At 69.5% G+C, this 23,809-nt stretch carries 24 protein-coding genes and 1 pseudogene; 8 read left to right on the forward strand and 17 right to left on the reverse strand.

Going from position 1 to position 23,809, the window contains the following annotated elements; all coding sequences use genetic code 11:
• The first annotated feature begins 240 nt into the window (after positions 1–240).
• The gene (locus B1L11_RS26705) at positions 241–1,506 is read left to right on the forward strand and encodes an ROK family transcriptional regulator (protein WP_218671333.1); all 1,266 of its coding nucleotides are present in this window, start codon (positions 241–243) and stop codon (positions 1,504–1,506) included.
• Between the two features lie 233 nt (positions 1,507–1,739).
• On the opposite strand, the gene B1L11_RS26710 is transcribed toward B1L11_RS26705, so the two are convergent.
• The 5 genes from B1L11_RS26710 to B1L11_RS26730 are packed head-to-tail and all read right to left on the reverse strand — an operon-like array spanning position 1,740 to position 6,928.
• Positions 1,740–2,909: a S9 family peptidase gene (locus B1L11_RS26710; RefSeq protein ID WP_079317221.1), complete on the reverse strand. Its 1,170-nt coding sequence runs from the start codon at positions 2,907–2,909 to the stop codon at positions 1,740–1,742.
• Positions 2,910–2,953: 44 nt separating this feature from the next.
• Positions 2,954–3,922, reverse strand: a complete 969-nt coding sequence (locus tag B1L11_RS26715; protein WP_079317223.1) for a fumarylacetoacetate hydrolase family protein — start codon at positions 3,920–3,922, stop codon at positions 2,954–2,956.
• Positions 3,923–3,926: 4 nt separating this feature from the next.
• Positions 3,927–4,865, reverse strand: coding sequence for a VOC family protein (locus tag B1L11_RS26720; RefSeq protein ID WP_079317225.1), 939 nt, complete (start codon positions 4,863–4,865; stop codon positions 3,927–3,929).
• Between the two features lie 35 nt (positions 4,866–4,900).
• Positions 4,901–6,031 (reverse strand): FAD-dependent monooxygenase, encoded by a 1,131-nt coding sequence (locus tag B1L11_RS26725; protein WP_079317227.1) that lies wholly within the window; start codon positions 6,029–6,031, stop codon positions 4,901–4,903.
• Positions 6,032–6,046: 15 nt separating this feature from the next.
• The gene (locus B1L11_RS26730; protein ID WP_256862914.1) at positions 6,047–6,928 is read right to left on the reverse strand and encodes a cyclase family protein; all 882 of its coding nucleotides are present in this window, start codon (positions 6,926–6,928) and stop codon (positions 6,047–6,049) included.
• 200 nt (positions 6,929–7,128) lie between these two features.
• On the opposite strand from B1L11_RS26730, the gene B1L11_RS26735 reads away from it, so the two are divergent.
• The gene (locus tag B1L11_RS26735) at positions 7,129–8,058 is read left to right on the forward strand and encodes a LysR family transcriptional regulator (RefSeq protein WP_204050755.1); all 930 of its coding nucleotides are present in this window, start codon (positions 7,129–7,131) and stop codon (positions 8,056–8,058) included.
• Between the two features lie 295 nt (positions 8,059–8,353).
• Entirely contained in the window at positions 8,354–8,683 is a 330-nt protein-coding gene (locus B1L11_RS26740; protein ID WP_079317229.1) for a hypothetical protein, read from the forward strand.
• Positions 8,684–9,051: 368 nt separating this feature from the next.
• Here B1L11_RS26740 and B1L11_RS26750 read toward each other — a convergent pair whose 3' ends face one another.
• Genes B1L11_RS26750 through B1L11_RS26760 form a run of 3 tightly spaced genes read right to left on the reverse strand, consistent with a single transcriptional unit; the run spans position 9,052 to position 10,922 of the window.
• Positions 9,052–9,405: an AMP-binding protein gene (locus tag B1L11_RS26750; RefSeq protein WP_079317233.1), complete on the reverse strand. Its 354-nt coding sequence runs from the start codon at positions 9,403–9,405 to the stop codon at positions 9,052–9,054.
• Between the two features lie 40 nt (positions 9,406–9,445).
• A complete protein-coding gene (locus B1L11_RS26755; RefSeq protein ID WP_079317235.1) occupies positions 9,446–9,748 on the reverse strand; it encodes a hypothetical protein in 303 nt (100 codons plus the stop codon).
• A gap of 22 nt (positions 9,749–9,770) precedes the next feature.
• Positions 9,771–10,922 (reverse strand): acyl-CoA dehydrogenase family protein, encoded by a 1,152-nt coding sequence (locus tag B1L11_RS26760; RefSeq protein ID WP_079317237.1) that lies wholly within the window; start codon positions 10,920–10,922, stop codon positions 9,771–9,773.
• A 103-nt stretch (positions 10,923–11,025) separates the two neighbouring features.
• Here B1L11_RS26760 and B1L11_RS26765 point away from each other — a divergent pair, with 103 nt between their 5' ends.
• Positions 11,026–11,697 (forward strand): TetR/AcrR family transcriptional regulator, encoded by a 672-nt coding sequence (locus B1L11_RS26765; RefSeq protein WP_079317239.1) that lies wholly within the window; start codon positions 11,026–11,028, stop codon positions 11,695–11,697.
• Position 11,698: 1 nt separating this feature from the next.
• Here the strand turns inward: B1L11_RS26765 and B1L11_RS26770 are convergent, their stop codons facing one another.
• Genes B1L11_RS26770 through B1L11_RS26780 form a run of 3 tightly spaced genes read right to left on the reverse strand, consistent with a single transcriptional unit; the run spans position 11,699 to position 14,681 of the window.
• Complete coding sequence (locus B1L11_RS26770) at positions 11,699–12,463, reverse strand: crotonase/enoyl-CoA hydratase family protein (RefSeq protein ID WP_079317241.1); 765 nt, start codon at positions 12,461–12,463, stop codon at positions 11,699–11,701.
• A gap of 15 nt (positions 12,464–12,478) precedes the next feature.
• The gene (locus B1L11_RS26775) at positions 12,479–13,321 is read right to left on the reverse strand and encodes a 3-hydroxyacyl-CoA dehydrogenase family protein (protein WP_079317243.1); all 843 of its coding nucleotides are present in this window, start codon (positions 13,319–13,321) and stop codon (positions 12,479–12,481) included.
• Between the two features lie 31 nt (positions 13,322–13,352).
• Positions 13,353–14,681 carry an amino acid permease gene (locus B1L11_RS26780; protein WP_079317245.1) on the reverse strand — a complete coding sequence of 443 codons (1,329 nt, stop codon included), beginning with the start codon at positions 14,679–14,681 and terminating at the stop codon, positions 13,353–13,355.
• Positions 14,682–15,030: 349 nt separating this feature from the next.
• Here B1L11_RS26780 and B1L11_RS26785 point away from each other — a divergent pair, with 349 nt between their 5' ends.
• From B1L11_RS26785 to B1L11_RS26795, 3 genes are read left to right on the forward strand one after another with little or no spacing between them, the layout of a single operon-like run.
• On the forward strand, positions 15,031–16,206 hold the full coding sequence (locus B1L11_RS26785; RefSeq protein ID WP_179155334.1) for a M20 family metallopeptidase: 1,176 nt from the start codon (positions 15,031–15,033) through the stop codon (positions 16,204–16,206).
• A gap of 10 nt (positions 16,207–16,216) precedes the next feature.
• Positions 16,217–16,417 carry a DUF3311 domain-containing protein gene (locus B1L11_RS26790; protein ID WP_079317249.1) on the forward strand — a complete coding sequence of 67 codons (201 nt, stop codon included), beginning with the start codon at positions 16,217–16,219 and terminating at the stop codon, positions 16,415–16,417.
• Positions 16,414–17,877 carry a sodium:solute symporter family protein gene (locus B1L11_RS26795; RefSeq protein WP_143737573.1) on the forward strand — a complete coding sequence of 488 codons (1,464 nt, stop codon included), beginning with the start codon at positions 16,414–16,416 and terminating at the stop codon, positions 17,875–17,877. The genes B1L11_RS26790 and B1L11_RS26795 overlap by 4 nt, the downstream gene beginning before the upstream one ends.
• Here the strand turns inward: B1L11_RS26795 and B1L11_RS26800 are convergent.
• The 4 genes from B1L11_RS26800 to B1L11_RS26815 all read right to left on the reverse strand — a co-directional run bounded on the left by B1L11_RS26800 (position 17,855) and on the right by B1L11_RS26815 (position 21,746).
• Positions 17,855–18,514 (reverse strand): TetR/AcrR family transcriptional regulator, encoded by a 660-nt coding sequence (locus B1L11_RS26800; protein ID WP_079317251.1) that lies wholly within the window; start codon positions 18,512–18,514, stop codon positions 17,855–17,857. The genes B1L11_RS26795 and B1L11_RS26800 overlap by 23 nt on opposite strands.
• Positions 18,515–18,582: 68 nt before the next feature.
• A complete protein-coding gene (locus tag B1L11_RS26805; RefSeq protein ID WP_079317253.1) occupies positions 18,583–19,356 on the reverse strand; it encodes an SDR family NAD(P)-dependent oxidoreductase in 774 nt (257 codons plus the stop codon).
• 36 nt (positions 19,357–19,392) lie between these two features.
• A complete protein-coding gene (locus B1L11_RS26810) occupies positions 19,393–20,946 on the reverse strand; it encodes an AMP-binding protein (RefSeq protein WP_079317255.1) in 1,554 nt (517 codons plus the stop codon).
• Positions 20,943–21,746 carry an enoyl-CoA hydratase/isomerase family protein gene (locus tag B1L11_RS26815; protein WP_079317257.1) on the reverse strand — a complete coding sequence of 268 codons (804 nt, stop codon included), beginning with the start codon at positions 21,744–21,746 and terminating at the stop codon, positions 20,943–20,945. The genes B1L11_RS26810 and B1L11_RS26815 overlap by 4 nt, the downstream gene beginning before the upstream one ends.
• Positions 21,747–21,794: 48 nt before the next feature.
• Here B1L11_RS26815 and B1L11_RS26820 point away from each other — a divergent pair, with 48 nt between their 5' ends.
• Positions 21,795–22,598: an enoyl-CoA hydratase/isomerase family protein gene (locus B1L11_RS26820; protein ID WP_079317259.1), complete on the forward strand. Its 804-nt coding sequence runs from the start codon at positions 21,795–21,797 to the stop codon at positions 22,596–22,598.
• A 123-nt stretch (positions 22,599–22,721) separates the two neighbouring features.
• On the opposite strand, the pseudogene B1L11_RS55180 reads toward B1L11_RS26820, so the two are convergent.
• Together B1L11_RS55180 and B1L11_RS26830 are read right to left on the reverse strand one after the other, a co-directional pair.
• Positions 22,722–22,832: pseudogene (locus B1L11_RS55180) on the reverse strand (short-chain dehydrogenase/reductase); the annotation flags it as partial.
• 143 nt (positions 22,833–22,975) lie between these two features.
• Positions 22,976–23,809: alpha/beta fold hydrolase (locus tag B1L11_RS26830; RefSeq protein WP_218671334.1), on the reverse strand; the 834-nt coding region annotated here is incomplete at its 5' end.

The following is a 23,809-nucleotide window of genomic DNA, read 5'->3' on the forward strand; positions in this document are numbered from 1 at the left end:
TGGGAGGCCGGGCGAACCACGGACCCTGCGATGGCCCGCCGGAACTCTCTGGCCACGGGAGTGCATCGCGGTTCCGCTCTTTGGAAATGGCCTCTCACATGCGATGTCTCCTGTCGGCAACCTGCTTCGGCCGGACCGGCCCGCGCGCAAGGGGCTCCTCCGGTCAAGCGGTCTGCTGCTACTTTTGTCGAGCATGATCGGAATTCCTGGCCTGTGTCCTAGGGGAAGCAAGGAGGGGAAGTGCCCTCTGGGCGGATGGACAGCCTGGCCGCCGTCCTCGCGGCGATCCGCGGCAGCCACGGGATGACCCAGCCGCTTATCTCCCAGCAGTTGGAGCTCGGCCGTAGCGTCGTCGCGGCGCGCATCGCGGAGCTGGAGTCGGCGGGGCTTGTGGCCCGCGCGGGGGTCGGTCCCTCCACCGGGGGGCGGCGCTCCTCGTCGGCTGCGGCTGCGCGCGGAGCCGGCCGGGTTGTCGGTGTGGACATCGGTGCGACCGGAATGGAGATCGGCGTCGCGGACCTCTCGGGTCGGGTGCTCGAGAGCGTGGAAGAGCCCGTTGACATCGCCGACGGCCCTGAGGTGATCATGGCCCGGGTTGAGCAGCTCGTCGACGGGCTACTGGCCCGGGCTGTGGAGGGGCGGAGTGTGTGGGGCATCGGGGTCGGTGTCCCAGGACCAGTCGAATTCGCGACCGGCCTTCCGGTGTCCCCGCCGATCATGCCCGGCTGGGACGGATACCCGATCCGTGATCGGTTGTCGCGCCGCTACGACGCGCCGACCTGGGTGGACAACGACGTCAACCTGCTGGCACTGGGGGAGCTGCGTACCAATCCCACCATAGGAGACGCGCAGGACCTGCTCTACGTCAAGATCGGCACCGGGATCGGGGCCGGGCTAGTGTCCGGCGGTCGGCTGCACCGGGGGACGAACGGGTGCGCCGGCGACATCGGGCACATCGCGGTCCCGGAGGCGGAGAACGTCATCTGTCGCTGTGGGAATGCCGGGTGTCTCGAGGCGGTCGCCGGCGGGGCGGCACTGGCGCGCGAGGGGCGGCGGCTGGCCGAGAGCGGGGGCAGCCGGGTGCTGGCGGAGATCCTGGCGGCGAAGGGCACACTGACCACCGCTGACGTCACGGTGGCCGCCGGGAGGGGAGACGCGGCGGCCCGCGCCCTCCTGGCCCGCGCCGGCCGGCTCGTCGGGACCGCGCTCGCCACGCTCGTCAGCTTCTACAACCCGGCGCTCGTTGTCCTCGGCGGCGGGGTGGTCAGCGCCGGCGACCACGTCCTGGCCGCCATTCGTGAGGCCGTCTACCGCCGCTCTCTTCCGCTCGCCACGCGGACACTGCGGATCGAACCGACGTCTCTGGGGGAGGCGGGGCTCGCCGGGGCGGTGCACCTGGTTCTCGATGAGCTGTTCACACCTCGCCTGCTCGCGCAGTGGCTCCCGTTCTCCACGCCCGCCGGGCATCCGGACCTGCCCTCGGCGGGGGAGCGCTCCGCGGCCTGAGCCGAGGAGGCCGTGCTCCCGTCCACCTCGCCAAGGTGACCGCGAGCACCAGACACGGGGATTGCTCGCGGTGGCGGGCGGCGAGGCCGGCCACGAGCGCGGCTACCCGCTCTCGGGCCGGTGGACCTCGACGACCCGGGCCTCGCCCTCAGGATGTGAGCGCATGACCCTGCTGTCGCCGAGCGTCAGTCATCGAATGTCCCTTGTCGGCGGACTTCGGCTCGTGGCGAGCCTCAGGTCGCAGGGCCGCCGAGTTCGGCGAAGGTGTCGGCGACCCAGTCGGCGATGAAGACGCTGACGTGGGGCAGATGGTCCAAGCCGATGTGTTCCGTGGCCCCCTCCTCGGCGGTGAAGATCCGCAACTCCCGCTTGGGGGAGTTGACCGCCTGTTCGTAGGAGCGGTGTGCGTACTCCAGTGGGATCTGCCGGTCGTTCGCCCCGTGCGCGATGAGGAACGGTACGGTGATCTTCTCGACGACGCCTTCCAGGTTCACCTGGTCGGCGAACTCGATGAACTCCCGCAGATCGGTGTGGCCCCACACCCACAAGACGTGCTCCCAGTAGTGCGGGACTGGCCGCTCGCCCTCCCGTTCGAGTCTGCGGCGCTGGACAGCGCCCCAGTCGTGGTTGGCGCCCCAAGCCACGCACAGGGCGAAGCGCTTCTCGAAGGCCGCGGCGCGGGGAGCGTAGTAGCCGCCCAGCGACCAGCCGACGATGCCGATGCGGCCGCGGTCGACGTCCGGCCGGGCTTCCAGCCAGTCGACCACCGCCCCGGCCCAAGCCTCGGCGTCGACGCGGGCGGTGAGCCCCTGCAGCCGGAGCGCCTCACCGGTGCCGGGCTGGTCGAGCATCAGGCAGGAGATGCCGCGTGCGGCCAGCTCCTCCCAGTGACTCGAGGAGTACATGTGCTCCTTGGTCGAGTCCAGCCCGTTGACCAGCACGACGACCGGCGCGGGGCCGGCGTCGGTGGCCGGGGCGGCGCTGAAGTAGGCCGGCAGCGTCGTGCCCTCGTAGGGGATGGCCACCCGGGAGACGCGCGGGTCCCTGAGGTCGAACGCCCTCTGCGCCAGCTCCAGCACCCGCTTGTAGGTCGGGATGCGGTTCGGGTCGGAGTTCGACAGCATCCGCTCGGCCTGACACAGGTAGTTGGTCGCGCGGAAGTACAGCTGCCCGGCCGTACGGGTGTGCCCCGCCTTCTCCGCGTCCTGCGCCTGGGCGACCAGCTGGTCGGTGAGGGCGGTCCAGGCGCATAGCAGGTCGGGCGTGCCGGCGTCCTCGCCCTGGGCAGCGGCCTCCTTGATCGGGCGGCACGCGCGGTCCACCTCGTCGATCAGCCCGCCCGAGTTCAGCGTGGCGACGACGCCGAGGTTCCAGACGTAGTTGCCCGGAAAATACTCAAACACTGTGGTTCCTCTCAAGCCGGAGCGCGGGCAGGGCGCGCTCCTGATCAGGTGGTCCGCTGACGCGCCCGAGGCCGTGGCCGGGCCGCCTCGACAGGCGGCAGCTCGGGTCCGGGTACGACGCGGTTGCGGATGGTGCCGATACCCTCCACGGTCATCTCCACGACGTCGCCCGGTCGCAGCGGAGGAGGGCTGATCTCGCCGCGGCGGCCCCACAGCTCCGCGAGGCAGCCGCCGTGGCCGCATGTGCCCGAACCGAGTACGTCGCCGGGACGCAGGACGGTGCCGCGGGCGGCGTAGGAGACGAGATCCTCGAACGGCCAGCCCATGTTCGACAGCAGGTCCTGACCCACCTCGACGCCGTTGACGCTGACTCGCATGTCGAGGGGCAGGAAGCCCTCGTCGTCCCGGTAGGGCTCCAGCTCGTCGGCGGTCACCAGCCAGGGGCCCAACGTGGTGGCGGAGTCCTTGCCCTTGGCCGGGCCGAGCAAGACCTTCATCTCCCGGCGCTGCAGGTCCCGGGCGGACCAGTCGTTGAGCACGGCGTACCCGAAGATCGCGTCACGGACTCGGTCCGGGGTCTCCGAAGCCACCTTCCGGCCGACCACGGCCGCGACCTCCAGCTCGAAGTCGAACAGCCGGGAGCCGGGGGGCATCGGTATGTCGTCGTGTGCACCGTAGAGCGGGTAGGGGTTGGTGAAGTAGAAGGTCGGCGCCTCGTACCACTCCGCCGCGACCCCGCCGCCATCGCCGACACTCATGACCACGCCCTCGACGTGCTCCTCGAACGCGACGAAGTCGCGGATCGTCTCCGGCTGCAGCGGCGGCAGCAGCCGGACACGGTCAAGCGGGACCGGCGGCGCGGACAGCGTGGCCGCCCCGGCCTCCAGCGCCGCGGGCAGCCCCGCGCGGACCAGGTCGAGCACGGTCACGCCGGCTGGAAGGGCGTGCAGCCCGTGCTCACCGACGACGCCGGCGGTGACGGTCCCGCCGTCTTCCCAGGTTGCGAACTTCATGGGCTCAGACCGGGGGTGCGACGAACAGACCCTGGTCGGGGTCGTTGAACGAGCGCTGCGCGACGAACTCGTTCATCGCGTTCGCGGTGCCCCACTGGTCGCTGACCTCGGGCTTGCTGAAGTCGTACACATGGGGGTGCCAGGTGTCCTCGTCGAGGACTTCCAGCTCGGTCGTGTACTCCATGGTGTTGCCGGACGGGTCAAGGAAGTAGCTGAAGGTGTTGTTGCCGGCCAGGTGCCGTCCGGGCCCCCAGATCTTCTCCACGCCGGCGCGCAGCACCCGGCCGGTGCCCCGCATGTACTCGTCCAGGCCACGCATCTCGAACGAGGCGTGGTGCAGCGAGGGGTGCGGGCAGCGGGCGATCGCCAGGCTGTGGTGCCAGGCGTTGATCCGCATGAACCACATCATCTCGCCCATGCGAGGGTGCATCAGGGTGTCCGAGAGGGCGAACGAGAGGTGCTTTTCGTAGAAGGCGCGGGTGCTCTCAGGGTCGGCGGAGTTGATGACGACGTGCGAGAGTCGAACGGGGATCGACTCCCCCTCTTCGACCGCTCTGTGCTTCCGTACGGCGACATCGGCGCTGATCTCGATCGTACGGCCCTCATTGTCGAAGAACCGGAAGCCGTAACCGCCTCCGGGGGTCTGCAGGTCGCCCGGCTCCGTTATGAGCCGGACGCCGTCGCGGGCGAGGTTACCGGCGAGGGCGTCGACGTCGGCACGGCTGGCCGCGCCGAACGCGATGAGGTCGATGCGCTTGTCGGCCGACTCGCGCAGCCGGACGACGTACTGCTCGGGCGACCCCTCGGCGGCCAGGAAGGTCAGGCCGGTGTCGCTGTGCTCGGCCTTGAGCCCCCAGAGGTTCGTGTAGAACTCGAGCTGCTTGGCGTGGTCGGGCACGGCGAGGTCGACGTGCCGTAGATGGGTGATCAGACGTTCGGGCATCGGGTTTCTCCGGTAGCGGATCGGCCAGGGGTAGGTCAGGCGGGGCGGCTGACGAGCATCGCGATGGTTCGCATGAGGCCGGGAATGTCGCCCTGTTCGTGCGCGAGCTGCCAGGCGGCGAGCTGGTTGGAGGCGTCGACGACGGTCTTCGCGCGGTCCACACGGCGAGCGTGGAACTCGTCCCAAAGATTCTGATCGACGGCGTCATGAGTGATCAGGAGCTCCGTGAGGACGGCGGCGTCCTCAAGGGCCTGGGCGCCGCCCTGGGCGATGGTCGGCGGGCAGGTGTGCGCGGCGTCGCCGATGAGCACGACTCGCCCGCGGTTCCACGGCGGCGCGAGCAGGTGGGTCTCGAACCACGTGTAGTTGACCCGGGAGGGATCGGTGAGCGTCTCCCGGATCTCGTCCCACGGTCCGTGGTAGGCCTGGGAGAGATCCCTCATGACGGCCAGCTGCTGCTCCGGCGTGAGGGTGGAGCGGTCCTGCGCGTCCTCCACGATGTATGCGTAGAGCGAATCCTCACCGGTGGGGCAGTAGCCGGCGATGTAAGAGGGGCCGCCGTAGTAGAGGTCGGTGCGTGTCACGCCGGCCGGCCGCGGGCCGAAGCTCCGCCAGATGCCCATGCCGACCGACTTGGTCTCCAGGTCGATGCCCAGCGCACGGCGGGTCCAGGAGCGGATGCCGTCCGCACCGATCACGAGGTCGTACCGGCTGGCGGACTCGTCGGAGAAGGTGACGGCGACCCCGGTGTCGTCCTGGCGCAGTTCGGTGAACGTCGTCCCGTACCGGATCTTGACGCCCACCTCATCGGCGCGGTCGTGCAGGATGCAGGCCAGCTCGGGGCGGGACATCCCCATCACGGCGGGATAGTCCGGGCCGCCGGTCTTGGCATCCGGGATCTCGAAGAGCACTGTCCCGTACGGGTCGGGCGCCCGGATGCCGGTGACGTCGAAAGGGTAGCCGCGCTGGCGCGCGCGTCCCCAGACGCCCAGTCTGTCAAGCTCGCGGAGTGCGTTGCCCTGGAGGGTGATCCCCGAGCCGAGCGCGGTGACCTGTGGCTCGATCTCCACCAGGTCCACTGCCACCCCGGCGGAGGCCAGGTGTATGGCTGCTCCGGCGCCGGCCAGGCCGCTGCCGACGATGAGGACGTTCTTCACGGCGGGCATGTCAGGACTCCTTGATCACTTGACTGCGATCGGATTGACCGGGGCGCCCACGGCACCGGTCACGGGCAGGGGAGCGGCGGTGAGGAAGAAGTCCCAGACGCCGTCAGCGGCGCAATCGGCGGCCAGCGCGTCGAGGTCCCACATCTCACCGATGAACAGCCCCATGTTGGGGATGGCGACCTGGTGCAGCGGCTGGAAGGCGACGTCGAACTCATTGGGGCGCACCTCGAAGCCCCAGGTGTCGGTGGCGATGCCGGCGATCTCGGTGTCGTGCAGCCAGTCCGCCGTGGTGAACGACAGGCCGGGGGAGGGTCCGCCGGCGTAGTCGCCCCAGCCCTCTCGCCGTGCCCGTGCCAGCCGGCCGGTGCGCACCAACAGCAGATCGCCGCGGCCGACATGCGCCGACTCGCCCTGGGCGGCGATGGTCGCCTCGAGGTGCTCGGTGGTGATGGCGAAGCCGTCGGGCAGTTCGCCGCCGGTCCCGATGGCCCGGCCGACGTCGAGGAGCACCCCACGGCCGCAGATGAGCGAGGCCACGGTCTCGATGCCGGTGACCGCGTCGCCGTCGCTGGTCACGACGTCACCCGCGCGGCGGCCGTTCCAGGCGCGGCCGTGGTCGAAGATATGCCCGAGGCCGTCCCATTGAGTGGAGGCCTGCAGCGGCATGAAGATCACATCGTCGGCGCCGCCGAGCCCATGTGGGAAGCCCTGCGTGCCGCGCTCGGCGTCGGTCCCGGTGTCGAGCATCGTGTGCACCGGGTTGGTGCGCCGCCGCCAGCCCTTCTGCGGACCGTTCATATCGAACGACTGGGCGAGCGAGAAGCTCACTCCCCGGCGCACCAGCGCCGCGCCCTCGCGGCGCTTGGCCTCGTCGAGGAAGTTCAGTGTGCCGAGCACATCGTCATCGCCCCAGCGACCCCAATTGGAGTTCCGTTTGGCGGCGGTGGCGATGGCTCCCTCGGGATCCGCAGGGTCCAGGGGCGCCATGGCGGGGACGTGGGGCACGAAGGTCCTCTCTCGGGTCGGGGACGTGGACCATGGTGCGGGAGGGAGGGTTATCAGGGAAGACGCAATGGGTGATGCCGCTCATCAGTGCCATGGATAAGCTGCTGGTCATGCGGCTCTCGAACCTGGACCTCAACCTGCTGGTGTCTCTCGACGCGCTGCTCGACCAGCGCAGCGTCACCCGGGCCGCCCAGCAGCTGGGGCTGAGCCAGCCGGCGTTGTCGGCGTCGCTGGCCCGGCTGCGTCGGCACTTCGGTGACGAGCTGCTCACCCGGGTGGGCAACGAGTACCGGCTCAGCCCGCTCGCCGCGCAGCTCAAGCCGCAGGTGCGGTTGGCCCTCGATGGTGTGGAGCGGATTTTCACCGCGCAACCGGTCTTCGACCCGAAGGAGTCCAGCCGGGAGTTCAGCGTCCTGCTCAGCGACTATGCCAGTGCGGTCCTCGGCAACGTCCTGACGGAGCTGTTGGGGCAGGAGGCGCCGGGCGCCCGTCTAAGGCTGATGCACAACACCCCTGCTGCGGTCGACCACGCCGAGCAGACGTTGCTGACAACGGACCTGCTGGTGGTGCCGCACGGCTTCGTCACCGACCTACCCCACGCGGAGGTGCTGCGGGACAGGTGGGTGCTGGTGGTCTCGGCGGACAACCCCGACGTCGGTGACACGCTCACCATTGAGCAGATCGAAGCCATGCCATGGGTCGCGACCTACTACGGGCCGACGGCGTCCACTCCGGCCGCCCGGCAGATGCGGATGCTCGGGATCGAGCCGCGGGTCCAGGTCGTGACGGAGAGTTTCCTGACCATCCCCGGCCTCGTCGCCGGGACGCGCCGGATCGCGCTGCTGCAGGAGCGGCTGGTGCGCCTGCTCTCGGTCGACGTCGGGATCCGCTCGCTGCCCTGCCCTTTCGAAGTCGGCCCGCTGGTCGACGCAATGTGGTGGCACCCGGTCTACGACCGCAATCCCGAGCACGCCTTCTTCCGGGATCTGCTCCTGCGCGCCGCCCAACAGGTGAGCGGCTAGTTCTCGGCTGGTTCTGTGCCGAAGGTGGACCCGCGATGGTGAGATGGCGTCGAAGCCAGGTTAGGTGGGTGCGGTTGCGGCACCCACCTGGCACCAGGTGCTGGTGCAGCCCCCGGTAGATGCGGGGGCGAACTTAGCATCCTCGGCGGCCTGCCGTCGCATAGCCGCTCGATGTGTAACCAAGCGCATCTCGCAGGCGGGCGATGGGGCGTGCATCTGAAACCGGCCGAGCCAGATCTCAACTGCCTTCCCCGATAGAGCCGCTCGCCATGCCGAGGTCATCAACGCTGCCCCGATGCTGCTGATCGCTCACCCAGATGGTGGCGACGTTTTCGCCAGCGGCGGCTACTCGGATGAGTTCTCCGCGGGCTTGCAGGGTGGGGAGGATACGTTGGTGGTCGAGGCGGGGGTGCAGGTCGGCGGGGCCGAAGCGGTGGCGCGAGCCGTGGGGGAGCAGGTCGACCATTACGTAGTCAGCCGAGTGGAAGAGCAGTGCCGCGAGGGCTTCGGGGTCGTCGGCATGGCCGAGGACGTCGACGGCGTAGACACGCTGGTAGTCATGGGTGCCCAGCTCGCTCAGAGCAGACCTGTGGATCGGCCGGGAAGGGGTGTACCTTCCCGGTGATCGTTTGAGGTCTCTCACGCATGGCCGACGCGCTAACGTCGGTCGGGAAGGCAGACCCGATGCTCACCGTGGTCCCTGACCCCGCCGATGGCGACCAGCCTGTGGCAGAGAGCCCGGCCTCCTCCTCACTGATCGACGAAATCGTCCGGGAGGGCGCCCGGCGGATGCTCGCCGCCGCCTTGCAGCTCGAATACCGCGGCGGAGACCCACTCGCCGCCTCCTCCTGGAGGGACTGTAAGAACAACGGGTCTGTCCCGTAAGCGGCTCTGGCCCACTTTCGGTGGTGACGGAACGTGGCTAGCCGAGCAGAATGCGGTGACGAAGGAGAGCGAATCCGGATGGCGTTCCCGCCGCAGGAAGGTGATGCTTCATCCCTTTGCTGTGGCCACCAGCGCCTCTGCCAGGTCTTCCAGACGGCCGTCGGAGCCCGGGGCGCTGGATGGTGGGCCGATGGTGAACAGCCGGATGCCCGCCATCCGTGCTGCCTGCGAACCCAGGGTGATCATGTCGCGGTGGCACAACATCACGACGGCACCGCTGTCCAGGAGCAGTCGCATGATCTCGTCGACCGACATCAGCGGGCTCACCTGCACGGCCTCCGCTCCTGCGGCAAGGATGGCGTGGCGGATGTGGTGAGACCTCATCGTGCCAGGACACAACAGGGCGATCCGGTCGCTGCGACCTGGGCTGATCTTTCTCACTGCCGCGGCCAACGCGCGCACCCGGCGCCGGCTCCAGGGGTCATGGTCTCCGCCAGCGGACTCAGTCGTGCAGGACGAGGACGGCCACACCGCACATGGTCGCCAGGCCCTTTCTGGCGTCCGTGCGGTTCATGCGGTACGGCAAGGTCGTGAGGATGCGCGCGCCTGAGCAGCCGAGTGGGTGACCCAGTGCGATGGCACCGCCGTCGCGGTCGAGGTGCAGGTCCTGGAGGAAAGCGAGGGCCTGGGCGGCGAACGCCTCGTTGATTTCGACTGTGTCGAGGTCGTCGATCGCCCAGCCGACCCGGGTCAACGCCTTACGGACGGAAGTCCGGCGGGCAGCGGCGAAGGGGACGGGACGCATCAGGGGGTTCCCTTTCACTGGCTCAGGTGAAGGCGGCGACGCCCGTCAGGGCCCGGCCGATCAGCAGTTTGTGGACCTGGCTGGTGCCTTCGTAGAGGGTCATCACCCGCGCGTCCCGCAGGTACTTGGAGACCGGGTACTCGTCGATGTAGCCGTAGCCGCCGAAGACCTGGAGCGCGTCGTTCGCGGCGCGCACGGCCGCCTCGCTCGCGTACAGCTTCGCCATCGACGATTCCGTGGCGAACGGCAGGCCGCGGTCGATGTGGTCGGCGACCCGCCACACCAGCAGCCGGGCGGCGTCGACGTCCAGGGCGATGCTCGCGATCAGGTCCTGCACCAGTTGGTGGGCGGCGATGGGCTTGCCGAACTGCTCGCGTTCCTTGGCGTACGCGACGGCCGCGTCCAGGCAGGCCTGCGCCAGGCCCACGCATCCTGCGGCGACGGACATACGGCCCTTGGCCAGCGCCGCCAGGGCGATGGAGAAGCCTTTGCCCTCCGGGCCCAGGACGGCCTGCTCCGGTACCCGTACGGCGTCGAAGATCAGCTCAGCGGTGGGCTGTCCGCGCAGGCCGAGCTTGCCGTGCAGTTCCCGACGTTCGAGACCGGGGGTGTCGGTGGGGACGAGGAAGGCGGTGATGCCCCGGTGGCCGGGCTCCCCGGTGCGGGCGAAGACCAGGGCGACGTCCGCCCAGGTGCCGTTGGTGATGAACATCTTGGAGCCGTTGATCACCCAGTCCGTGCCGTCGCGCTCGGCTCTGGTGGTGAGCGCGGCCGCGTCGGATCCGCTGCCGGGCTCGGTCAGCGCGAAGCAGCCCAACGCCTGGCCGCTGGTGAGTGCGGGCAGCCACCGGTTCCTCTGGTCCTCGTCGCCGTAGGTGTTGATCGACTTGGCGACGAGCCCCAGGGAGACGGACACGATTCCGCGGACGGCGGAGTCACCCCGGCCGAGTTCCTCCAGCACCAGGGCGTAGGCCAGATGATCGCCCGCTGAGCCGCCGTACTCCTCGGGGATCGTCAGGCCGAGAAATCCGAGGTCGCCCAGCCGGCTCACGATCGACCGGTCGACGGATTCCGCGCGGTCCCAGTCAGCGGCGTGGGGAGCGATCTCGCGGGCGACGAATTCGGCGGCGAGTTGCCGTACGGCGATCTGTTCCTCGGACAGTTCGAGGTTCATCCCGTCCTCCAAAACTAGCAGTGCAAGTTTTAGTTGCATCGTAATCCAGGTAAACTAGCGGTGCAAGTTTTAGGGGATGGCATCCAGGCGCAGGGAGAATGTCGTGGCGCGACCTCGTCGGCCGTTGCTGAGCCGGGAACGCATCGTGTCCGCGGCTCTCGCCCTGGTCGACGCCGAAGGGCTCGACGCCGTCTCCACGCGGCGGCTGGCCACCGAACTCGGGGTCAGCGGGCCATCGCTCTACAACCACGTGGCCACCAAGGAAGAACTGGTCGATTCCGTCGTGGACGCGGTGCTCAGCGAGGTCGACACGTCGATGTTCGCCCGGCTCGGCGGCGATGACCGTGACTGGCGCGCGGCCTTGGCGGCCTGGGCGAAGTCCTACCGGGCCACGCTGGCCGCGCATCCCAACATCGTCCCGGTGGTGGCCAAGGGGCCCGGACGGCGTCCCCATGCGCTGCACATCGCCGACGCCGTCTTCGGAGGGCTGGTCGCGGCCGGGTGGCCTCGCCGTGAAGCCACCCGGGTGGGAGCGCTCATGCGGTATTTCGTCACGGGTTCGGCGCTCGGCTCCTTCGCCGGCGGGTTTCCCGATGACGCGACCGTGTACGAGGAGAACTACGCGCACCTGGGGCAGGCGCATCTCCTCGCCGAGCGACAGCAGGAGATCAACGAGAGCGCCTTCGCGGTCGGTCTTGAGTCCCTTCTCGACGGGCTTGAGCTGCGGTACCGGACCGTGACAGCAGGCGGTGACCCGTCGGAGCGGGTCACCTGAGTCACTTCCCCCTCCACACCGGCGGCCGTTTCTCGGCGAAGGCGCGGGCGCCCTCCTGGGCGTCGTGCGAGGTGAATATCGGGGCGATCAGCTCCCGCTGTCGGTCGAAGGCGGACTCCGCCGGCCATCCCCGTGACTCGACGATCACCTGCTTGGTGACGCGGACCGCCAGCGGCCCGTTCGCGGCGATCGCGGCGGCGAGCTGCCGGGCCTGCGCCAGTGCTTCTCCCGGCGAGGTCAGCCGGTTGACCAGGCCGAGTGCGTGGGCCCGTTCCGCGGGCAGCAAGTCGCCGGTCAGCGCCAGTTCCATGCCGATCTGGTACGGGATGCGTCCGGGGAGGCGCAGCAGGCCGCCCCCGGCCGCGACCAGCCCTCGACGTACCTCGGGCAGGCCGAACCGGGCGTTGTGGGCGGCCACCACGAGATCACTCGCCAGCACCAACTCGCATCCGCCCGCCACGGCGTAGCCTTCGACGGCGGCGATGAGCGGTTTGCGCGGAGGCGCCTCGACCAGGCCCGCGAACCCGCGTCCTGGCACGTAGGGGCGTTCTCCGCGCAGGAAAGCCTTGAGGTCCATACCGGCGCAGAAGACGTCTCCCGCGCCGGTGAGGATGCCGACTTTCAGGTCTTGGCGGGCGTCGAGCTCGTCCATCGCGGCGGCGATGCCTTCGGCGACGGAGAGGTTGATGGCGTTGCGTGCCTTCGGGCGGTTGATGGTGATGACAGCAAGGCCGTCGGCGTACTCGGTGATCACTTCATCGCACATGGGTCTCCCATTCGGTCATCGTTCGTTGGCTGCGCGGCTCGTCCAGGTGTAGAAGCCTTGTCCCGTTTTGCGGCCCAGGAGGCCGGCGGCGACCTTCTCGCGCAGCAGTCGCGGTGGCGCGAACCGGTCGCCGAGCTCACCGGAGAGGTATTCGGCGATGGCGAGCCGGACGTCGAGTCCCACCAGGTCGGTCAGGCGTAGCGGGCCGATGGGGTGCCGGTAGCCCAGGACCATGGCGGTGTCGATGTCGTGCGGCTCCGCCACACCCTCCTCCACCATGCGGATCGCCTCCAGGCCGAGCAGCACCCCGAGACGGCTGGTGGCGAACCCGGGACTGTCGCGGACGACTATGGAGTGGCGTTGCCACGTCTCACTCCAGCTCTTCGCCAGCTCCACCGTCCGTGGCGCTGTCCGCTCACCGGCGACGATCTCGACCAGGGCCGACTTCGCCACCGGGTTGAAGAAGTGCAGCCCGAGGAACCTGTCCGGGTCATGGACGGCCTGCGCGAGCCGGCCGATGGCGATGGAGCTGGTGTTGGTGGCGAGGATCGCATGGTGCGCCACCCTGCCGGCCGCGGCGAGCACGTCCGCCTTCAGCTTCGCGTCCTCCGCCACGGCCTCGATGACGAGGTCCGCCTCCGGCGGGGTGCGCGAGAGGTTCGTGGTCGTCTCCAGCCGGGCGAGCGCGGCGGGGTCGTCCGGCCACTCCCGGCGGACCCGTTCGGCCACCCGGCCGGCGGCCGCCTGGTCGACCTCGACCACGGTCACGGTGCTGCCCGTGGCGGCCATGAGGCCGGCGATGCCGCACCCCATGGTGCCCCCGCCGATGATCGTCACGTGACGCGGGTGATTCGTCATGTCTCCTTCAAGTGTTTGGAGTAACCAATGGTCACTGCGGCTCTTCGGCCGTGAGGACGGACGCGGCGCGGGGCCGGGACAGCCGACGGACGAGGTAGATCACCGCGATCCCGGCGGGCGCGACCAGTCCGAGCCCGAGCTGGCCACGCGATTCGGGCAGGACGACCATGCTGACGGCGACCGCCACCAGGAGCCCCAGCGTGAACCAGCTCAGATACGGATGACCCCACATCCTGACGGGCAGGTCTCCGCCCTCCTGCTCGACGAGCCTGCGCAACCGGAGCTGAGAGATCGCGATCACGGCGTAGATGACCAAGGCGACACTGCCCGCGGCGTTGAGCAGGAACGCGAACACCGCTTCGGGGGCGAGGTAAGCCACCGCGACCGCGAGCCAGCCGGCCAGCGTGCTGAGCACGATCGCGCGGATCGGCGTGCCACGGGCCGTGGTCCTGGCCAGGGAGCGCGGCGCCTCACCTTGAGCGGTCAGCGCGAACAGCATGCGGGACGCGGTGTAGATGCCGGCGTTGAGCACCGACAGCACTGCGGTCAGCACGACGAGCTGCATGGCGACGGCCGCCCCGGGAACGCCGAGCCGCTCCAGGAGGTCGACGAACGGGCTCTCGCCCGGCTGGATCTCGGCCTGCGGGATCAACACCACGATGAGAGCGATCGAACCGACGTAGAAGACGATGACCCGCCACACCACGGTGGTGGCCGCCCTGGCGACCGCCCTGACCGGGTCGGTGGCCTCCGCGGCGGCGATGGTGACGATCTCCGCGCCGAAGTAGGAGAAGACCACCACGGTGATGGCGCTCAACACCCCGGTGGCGCCTGTCGGGGCGAGCGGGCCGTCGCCGATGGCCAGGACGTGCGCCGGCTGCCCGGGCAGCACACCGAACAGCGCGGCGGCCGCGATCGCCAGGAAGACCACGATCGCCGCCACCTTGACGGCAGCGAACCAGAACTCGGCCTCTCCGAATCCGCGCGCGGACAGCAGGTTGACCACGCTCATCACGCCCATGACGGCGGCGGAGACGACCCAGAGCGGCAGGTGCGGAAGGAACTCGCCGATGATCTCCGCTCCGGCCACGGCTTCGAAGGCCACGACGACGACCCAGAAGTACCAGTACGTCCAGCCGATGATGAACCCCGCCCCCTTCCCCAGGGCGAGGCGGGCGTAGTCCGAGAACGAGCCGACCGAGGGCCGTGCGGCGGCCATTTCGGCGAGCATGCGCATCACCAGGAGCAGGATCACTCCGCCCACCGCGTACGCGAGCGGGGCCAGCACACCCGCGGTGTGGATGACGGCGCCGGAGCCGACGAACAGCCCCGCCCCGATGACGCCTCCCAGCGCGATCATGGACAGATGCCGAGGTCGCAGGGATCGCCGCAGCGCCTGCGGGGGATTCGAGTCGTTGTGGTGCGGCAAGGGTTCGCCTCCAGTACGGCCGGCCGCAGATGGGGAGCCTCGGCGCGCGATGAGAGGTCGCGGCTGCCCGGCGCTTGGTGCGGCAGCCTAATTGAGTCGATCGATCGATACAATAGCGAGCTCTAAATCCGCGGACGGCGGCCACAGGCTCAGGCCATGGATGGGTCCGACCGTCAGAAGTCGCCTTGCGAGGTGGAGCTACGCCGCAAGTTGCACTCTTTTCAATGTTTCGAACGATCGATACAATACGTCGCCAAGATCCGGACATAGGAGCGTGTTCATGGCCGTCCCAAACTCCGAGGAATTGGCCCGCTGCGTCGAGCAGATCGATCGTGACCGACTGACGAAGACCCTCTGCGAACTCATCGAACACCCCAGTGTGAACCCCTTCGGCGAAGCGCCGAGGGGCGCGGAGGAGGGGGAGCGGAGAGTAGCGGCCTACCTTCGCGATCGGCTCACCGCACTCGGCTGGACGTGCGACGTCGACGAGTACGCGCCCGGCCGCCACAACGCGCTGGCACGGCTTCCCGGCGCCTCGGGGGGCAGGTCGCTGATGTTCGCCGGCCACATGGACACGGTCGAGACGACGGGTTACCCGCAGGCGCTCACCGGCGTCGTCGGCGACGGCAGGGTTCACGGGCGGGGCGCGTGCGACATGAAGGCCGCGCTCGCCTGCTACCTGGAGGTCGCCGAGGTTCTGGCCGAGCGGTCGATCAGCCTCGCCGGAGATCTGCTGATCGCGGGCGTGGGCGATGAGGAGTACCGCCAGGAAGGCGCCAAGGCGCTCGGCGCGAGCGGGCCCAGGGCCGACGCGGTGATCATCGGTGAGCCGACGGAGCTGACGCTCTGCCTGGCCACCAAGGGGCTCGCGGCCTACGACCTGCGGGTCGCGGGGGTGGCCACGCACGGGAGTGTCCCCCAGCACGGCGCCAACGCCATCCTCACGGCGGCCCGGCTACTGGGTGGCTTCGAGGACTACCAGCGCACGCTCGACCGGCGACGGCATCCGCTGCTCGGCCCCGCGACGGTGAACGTCGGCGTCATCGAGGGGGGCACGAAGCCGAACATCGTGCCCTCCGAATGCCGCGTCCAGTTCAGCCGTCGCCTGCTGCCGGGTGAGAGCCCCGCGGACGTCCCTGTCGAGTTGGCGGCGGTCCTGGAGCGGGGAACGTGGTCGATCGGCGAGGCGTGGTGGACGGTCGACGCCTACGAACTGCCCCACGGCCACTGGCTGGCCGAGGCGCTGCGCACGGCGGCCCGGCTCAGCGGCGTCCCCGACTGCGAGCCGCACGGGTTCCCCGCCAGTTCCGACGCGGCCTACTTCGGCTCGCCGGTGGCGTTGTTCGGCCCCGGCTCGCTGGCCCAGGCGCACAGCCTCGATGAGTGGGTGTCCGTCGACGACATGGTCACGGCCACGGCCGTCTACCTCCGTACCGCCTTCCTGACCGCTGGATGAGGAGAGAACCATGTGGGTGCGTTTCATCCTGGCCGCAGTGCCGTTCGTGCTCATCCTGGGCGTCGTCCCGTGGGCCAACCGCGTCGAGCCGTACGTGCTCGGGCTGCCGTTCCTGCTGTTCTGGCTGAGCCTGTCCATCGTCGTCACCTCGGTCTGCATGGCGGCGGTGTACCGGCTCGACCCGGCCAACCGACAGGAGGCCGACCAGTGATCCCTTCGCTCGCCCTGATGGCGCTGACCCTGGCCGTGGCTGTCTACCTCGGCATACGCGCACGCGGACGCAGCCCCATGAGCCTGGAGAGATGGGCTGTCGGCGACCGCTCGCTCGGCGGCGTTTTCGTGTTCCTGCTGATGGCCGGGGAGATCTACACGACGACGACGTTTCTCGGCATCAGCGGGTTCGTCTACGCCAACGGCGGCGCGGCGTACTACATCCTCGCGTACGTGACCCTCGCCTACGTGGTCTCGTACTGGCTGCTGCCCGCGCTGTGGCGGTACGCCAAGGAGCACGGCCTGGTGTCGCAGGCCGACTTCTTCATCAGGAAGTACGACAGCCGGGGCCTCGGCGTCGTCGTCACGGTCATCGGCGTGGCCGGCATGGTGCCGTTCCTCGTGCTGCAGCTGAAGGGGCTCGGGATCATCGTCGCCGAGGCATCGTACGGCGCGGTGTCGTCCTCGGCCGCGATCGTGATCGGCGGGGTCCTGCTGACCGGCTACGTCACGCTGTCCGGGCTCTTCGCCGCGGCCTGGACCTCGGTCGTCAAGGACATCCTGATCGTGGTCGTGGTCGGGTTCCTCGGCATCTACCTGCCGCTGCACCACTTCGGCAACGTCGGTGACCTGTTCGCGGCGGTCGAGGCGGCGCGTCCCCGATTCGCCACACTGCACACGGACAACCTGGGCATCTCCTGGTACATCTCGACGGTGGTGATCTCCACACTCGGCTTCTACATGTGGCCGCACCTGTTCGCCGCCACGTTCTCGGCGCGCAAGGAGTCGACGTTCAGGAAGAACGCCGTCATCTTCCCGCTGTACCAGCTGTTCCTGCTGTTCGTGTTCTTCGTCGGCTTCGCGGCCGTGCTGGCCGTGCCGGGGCTGCCGGCCGGACAGGCCGACCTGTCGCTGCTGCGGCTGGCCAAGGAGTCGCTGCCGCCCGTGGTCATCGGCCTGGTGGGCGGAGGCGGGCTGCTGGCGGCGCTGGTGCCCGGCGCGATGCTGCTGAACACCACGTCCGCGTTGATCGCCAACAACGTGTACAAGCCGCTGCGGCCAGGAGCCGACCTCCGCAGGGTGGCCCAGCTCGCGGTGCCCTGCGTGGGAGTGGTGACGATCTACCTCGCGCTGAACGACGGTGCGGCGATCGTGAACCTGCTGCTGCTGGCGTACGCGCTGGTCACCCAGCTCGCCCCCGCGTTCCTGCTCAGCCTGCTGCGCCGGAACCCGGTCAACCGCTGGGGCGCCGGCGCCGGGATGCTGGCCGGGACCGCGGCCATCGCCTACCTGACCGTGAACGGCCTGACCGTGGCCGATGTGGCGCCGTTCCTGCCGCCGGTGCTGCAACAGCTGAACGTGGGGGTGCTGGCGCTGGTCATCAATCTCGCGGTGCTCGCCCTGGTCACCCTCGCCACCAAGCGGCGTGCTCCCGTGATCAGCTCACCAGGAACCGCGTAGGCTCGCCGATCTCCAGGTCCACGCGCCGCACGGGGCGACCCCCGCGTGCGGCGCGAACCAGGGCCAGGCCCCCGTCGGCGTAGCTGTGGCACAGCTCTGGCAGGGTGAGGTCGCCGCTGGGCTGGAACCAATGGGACACCGCGGTGCACATCTCCAGCAGGCCGATGGTCAGCGCCTTTGGCTGCGAGACGGTGAACACGCCCTCGGCGACGCCTTCTTCCACTGTGGTCCGCCACACGTTCTCGTAGGAGTCGCGCAGGGCCACTACGCGGTCGCGACGCTCACCGGACAGCGCCCGGATCTCGGTGTCGCTGACGATCTTGGCTAGCCGGTCGGTGACGTGCTCCCACACATGCTGCTCGATCAGCATCGCCAGGCGCCGACAAGGTGTCTCCAGCGCCTGATACGCCTGGTCGGCGGCTCGTTTGAGCGGGGCGGTGCTGGTGAACATGATGTCCACCAGCAGGTCGTCCTTGCTGCCGAAGTGGTGGTAGAGCGAGGACAGGGTGACGCCGGCCTGTGTGGCGATGTCACGGATGCCCGTGCCGTGGAACCCCCGCTCGGCGAAGAGGCTGATGGCCGCCGAGCGGATACGACGGGGGGTTTCCGCCGCATCGGCGGCGCGCGGGCGCGGCATCGTTCGGCTCCTACCTGACCAGACCGTCTCGTGTGACTGAACCTACCGGATCGCGATCACTGCCGCCGTCACCCCGCCATCGTCAGGCCGCCGCTGACGGACAGGATCTGGCCGGTGACGTGTGCCGGGGACGCGGCGAAGAAGGCGACCGCCTCGGCGACCTCCTCGGGCTGGGCGAGGCGCCTGTCGGGGGTGGCACGGACGATCGCGTCCATCGTGGCCGCGGCGCGCTCGTCCTGCTTGATCTCTTCGAGCAGGGGAGTGTCGGTGGGGCCCGGGCACACGCAGTTGACGGCGATGCCGTGGCGGGCGGTCTCCCTGGCGATGGACTTGGTGAAGGCGATCGTGCCCCCCTTGCACGCGGCGTACACCGCCTCGCCCGAGGAGCCGACGCGTCCGGCGTCGCTGGCCACGTTGACGATGCGGCCGCCGCCGCGTGCGACGAGCCGGGGGAGGGCCAGGTGGGTGGCGTTGAACACGCCCTTCAAGTTGATGTGGATGAGCTTGTCCCACAGCGGCGGCTCGGTGTCGGCGAATCGCTTCACGTGATCCCAGCCGGCGTTGTTGACCAGGATGTCCAGGCCGTTCAGCCGTGTGCAGGCCGCCTCCACGGCCTCGGTCATGGACGCGTGGTCGCCGACGTCGGCGGTCAGCGCGAAGACGTTGGGCACCTCGTCGGCGAGCGCCTGCGCGGCTGCGGTGTCGAGGTCGATGACGGCGACGGCGGCGCCCGAGGCGGCCAGCCTGCGGACGATCGCCGCGCCGATGCCCTTCGCGCCGCCGGTCACGATCGCCGTGGCGTTGCCGAGAGCGGGGTGGTTGAGGGGAGAGGTGTCGGTCATCGTGGAACCCTTGTCGTCAGTGGTGGAAAACGGTGGTCAGTCGTACGTTTCGCGGTCGAAGGTGTGGGGGCCGATACCGCGTGACTTGAGCACGCGCTTTTCGACCTTCTCGGTCGGCGTCTTGGGCAGCGGACCGGTGAACTCGACGTAGCGCGGCAGCATGTGGCGGGGGAGCCGGCCCTCGCAGTAGGACAGCAGGGTGCGGGCGTCCAGGCTCTGGCCCGGCCGGAGGGACACGACCGCCATCACGTCCTCTTCTGTGAGGTCGCTCGGCACGCCGAACGCCGCGACCTCCAGTACGGCGGGATGCCGGCTGATCACCGCCTCGATGTCGAGGGCGGAGATGTTCTCCCCGCGCCGGCGGATCACGTCCGCGCCTCGGCCGACGAAGTAGAAGTAGCCGTCGTCGTCCCGGCGGGCGAGATCTCCGGTGTGGAACCACAGGTCACGCCACGCCTGGACGGTGACCTCGGGCATGCCGAGGTACTCGCTCAGGATCACGTGCGGCTCGAGGGGCCGGATGCAGATCTCTCCCACCTCACCGGCCGGCAGCTCGAATCCGTCGGGATCCAGAACCCTGACGTCGAACGGGTGGACGGGACGTCCGCACGCCCCAGGGCGACGTGTCTCACCAGGGCGGTTGTACAGGACGATCCCGGTGTCGCTGAGGCCGTACACCTCGACGAGCTCCACCCCGAACCTGCGCTCGAAGTCACCTGCCCACCCCGGCAGCGGGACGCCCCAGCCGAGCCGGGCGGGGTTGTCCGCGTCGTCGGGTGCGGGCTCCTGCTTGTACAGCATGGTCAGCGTCGCGCCCATGAAGTCGAAGACGGTCGCCTGGAAGCGGCGCACCTGGTCCCAGAACCGCCGCACCGAGAAGCGCTCCACCAGTGCCGCGGTCGCGCCGAGCAGGAACGCGGGGGCGACGGTGAAGATCGCGGCATCGGCGTGGAACAGCGGGAAGGGGCAGAACAGCACGTCGTCGGCCGTCAGGCCGAGTTGCTCGGAGAAGACCTCCGCCTGCCGGAGCACGTACCGGTGCGACAGCACGCAGGCCTTCGAGCGTCCCGTGCTGCCGGAGGTGAACAGCAGAATGCTCGGATCTCCCGGACGGGTGTCGTGAGGGGGTGCAGAGGACGCGGGTCCCGTCAGGTCCTCCCAGCGCCGGAAGGAAGCGGTATCGGCCTGGCCGCGGACGAAGACCGCGCGCAGGTTCACCTCGTTCAGCAGCGCTTCTCCCAGCGCAGGCAGGAACTGCTCATCGACGATCGCGACCTCGGCCCTGGACCTCCGCAGGGCGGCCGCGATCCCATCGCCCAGCAGCGCCGTGTTCACCGGCGCCGCCACGGCCCCGATCCTGCCCAGAGCCAGCCAGGTGATGACGAACTCGACGCAGTTCGGCAGGACGAGAGCCACGGTCTGCCCCGCGCACACACCGTTGTCCGCCAAGCCGGCGGCCACCGACCGGACCCGCGCGGCCAGTTGGCGGTAGGTGAGTGCGTCGTCCTCGACCCGCAGTGCCAGGTGGTCGGGCCGGGTACGGGCGTGCTGGTCGACGAGGTCGCTGAGGGTGCGCACGTCTTCGATCACGGCCGAGCCTCCCTTCGCGCCCGGCGAGCCGCGAACTCACGCAGGTTCGCCTCGGCCACGTCGGTGCGTCGCGCCTCTCCGACGGTGATCGCCTCGCGTTCCAGTGCACGCAGCAGATCCTCATGACTGCCGTCGCTGATCAGCCGCCGGGTCAGGTTGACGGCCTGCGCGCGGCCCGCCAGTTCCGCACCGAGTGCGATAGCCCGGTCGAGGACCTGGTCGCCCGGAAGGACCTCGGTGACCAGACCGGCTGCCAGGGCCCACGTCGCGTCGTAGGTCCGTCCGGTGAGCAACATGTCGCGCGCACGTCCGTGCCCGATCATGGACGGCAGCAGCACCGACGCCCCATTCGTGCACACCAGACCCCAGGCCACCTCCGGGCAGGCGAATACGGCGTCCCGGCCGGCCACCCTCAGGTCGCAGGCCAGGGTCAGTTCCAGGCCGCCGCCCATCGCCGCGCCGTTGATCGCGGCGACACTCGGCTTGCCGGAGGTGAGCAGCACTCTCGTGACGCGTTGCAGCCCCTCGATGGTCTCGTCGAAGGTCTCGGCGTCGGTGCCGGCCGCCTCCGACAGATCGTCGCCCGAGCAGAACGCCGAGCCCGCACCGGTGAGCACGATGGCCGCCGTCCGGTCGTGCCCGTCCGCCTCGACGAGCGCTTCGATGAGGTCGTACACCATCTGGCGGGACAGCGCGTTGCGCCTCTCCGGCCGGTTCAGCGTCACCACCGACACCGGCCCTCGATGGTGGAGCAGCACTCGTGCGGCGTGACTGTCAGCGGCTGAGACCTGGGATTCCATTGACACGTGTGTATTGTATCGATCGATCGATACTATGCAAGGAGGATCATGGACGGGTACCCGGAATACCAGCGGCTGGACCTGAGCTGGGCCTCGAAAGGCGTCCTGCAGATCACCATCAACAACCCCCGCCGCGCCAACGCCCTGGACGCGGTGGGCCACGGGGAGATCACCCGCGTCTGGCGCGACGCCGAGGCCGACCCGCGCGTGCGCGCCGTCCTGGTGACCGGGGCGGGCCGCACGTTCAGTGCGGGCGGCGACCTGGACTGGGTACGCAGCCTGGCCGACGACCCCCAGGCCAGGACCGCCGGGCTCCGCGAAGCCCGCGAACTCGTGACCAACCTCATCGAGTTCACCAAACCCGTGGTGTCAGCGGTACGCGGGGCAGCGGTCGGAGCAGGACTCGTCGTGGCCCTGCTCGCCGACGTCTCCGTGGTCGCCGAGAACGCCCGGCTGATCGACGGCCACACGAAACTGGGAGTCGCCGCCGGTGACCACGCGGCCCTCGTCTGGCCGCTGCTGTGCGGGCTGGCCAAGGCCAAGTACTACCTGCTCACGTGTGACCCGCTGGACGGCGCGGAGGCGGAGCGCATCGGCCTGGTCTCACTCGCGGTCGACGAGAGTGAGGTGCTCGACAAGGCCACCGACGTCGCCGTCCGGCTCGCGGGCGGTGCTCCCACCGCATTGCGCTGGACCAAACAGGCGCTCAATTCCTGGCTGCGAGCTGCCACTCCGCATTTCGACGCTGCTTTGGCGCTCGAATTCCTCGGATTCGCCGGGGCGGAGGTGCAGGAAGGCATCGCCGCACTCCAGGAGAAACGTCCTCCCGTCTTCCAGCCGGGCTCCCGGTGAGCAGCTGAAGTCCGCCGATGGGGTGGCTGGTGGTAGCGGTCGCTCCCGCGAACGACAATCGTCCTCCATGCTGCTGACCTGCACGATCACGCCGGACCGCGGTGCCCGCAGGTGGGGAAGGGCGGCGCGGGTCAGCGCGGCGGGGCCGAAGAAGTGGACCTCGAACAGGGCCCGCTGCTCGGCCTCGCCGGTTTCCTTCGCGGCACCGACGTGGCTACGTCCGGCGTTGTTCACGAGGATGTCGATACGACCATGTCGAGCAATGACATCGGCCGCTGCCTCGTCATGGCTCGGGTCTCGGGGAGGGCGCTTCTGCGCGGATCACGCCTGCTTCATGCTGATCTGCTTGAGCACGGGCTGCGGACCTGTCGCAGCAATTAGTGAACTCGTTCCCGGCCGAGGAAGCACGACAGGAGTCGCCTGAAGTCGTGCGGGTGCTCGAGCGCCGGCACGTGCCCGCATCGGCCGAGCACGTGCAGACGGACATCGGCCAGGTGTTCGAGCAGGGGCAGGGCTGCCGTCCTGAGCGGGGTGACTCGGTCCTCGGCGCCGTGGACGAGCAGCACGGGCGCGCGGATCCCTGCCAGCGTTTGCGCCGAGAGGGTGAGGTCGTCGGCCCAACGTGCCCTGGGTGAAGGGAACAACGACGCGTATGCGGCCGCCCCCGCTCGCATCGCAGCTGCACGGGCGGCGACGGCCGACTCGGTCACGAGCGCTTGGTCGAACACGAGGCGACTCAACATGTCTCGTGCCCCGAGCGGGCTGGCGGGGGCGGCCCAGACCGCGTCGAGTTCGGCGGACAGCGGCGCCCCGGGGGCGCCCATCGTCGAGACCGCCACGACACGGGTGACCTGCTGGGGACGCGCGGCCGCCAACGCCAGCGCCACGGCACCGCCCATGGAGTGGCCCACCACGGCGTAGTGCTCGACACCGAGAGCATCCATCAGGCCCGCGGCCTGCTCCGTCCACAGCCGGAGCCCACCCCTGGAGCCCGCCGGGATTGGTGTACGGCCGAACCCCGCCTGGTCAGGAGCCACCAGGTGCCAGGACGTGCCCAGCGCCTGTGCCGTCGTTGCCCAGGCGCCGGATCCGGTCGTACCGGGTCCGGAGCCGTGCAGCATCAGCACCGCGGGTCCGGTGCCGCTCTCCATGACGTGGACGGGGGAGCCGTCGACTGTGACGGTCCGAAGTGCCGTCACCGGGACTGGCCA

The sequence above is a fragment of the Microbispora sp. GKU 823 genome (assembly GCF_002027145.1).
Taxonomy (GTDB): domain Bacteria; phylum Actinomycetota; class Actinomycetes; order Streptosporangiales; family Streptosporangiaceae; genus Microbispora; species Microbispora siamensis.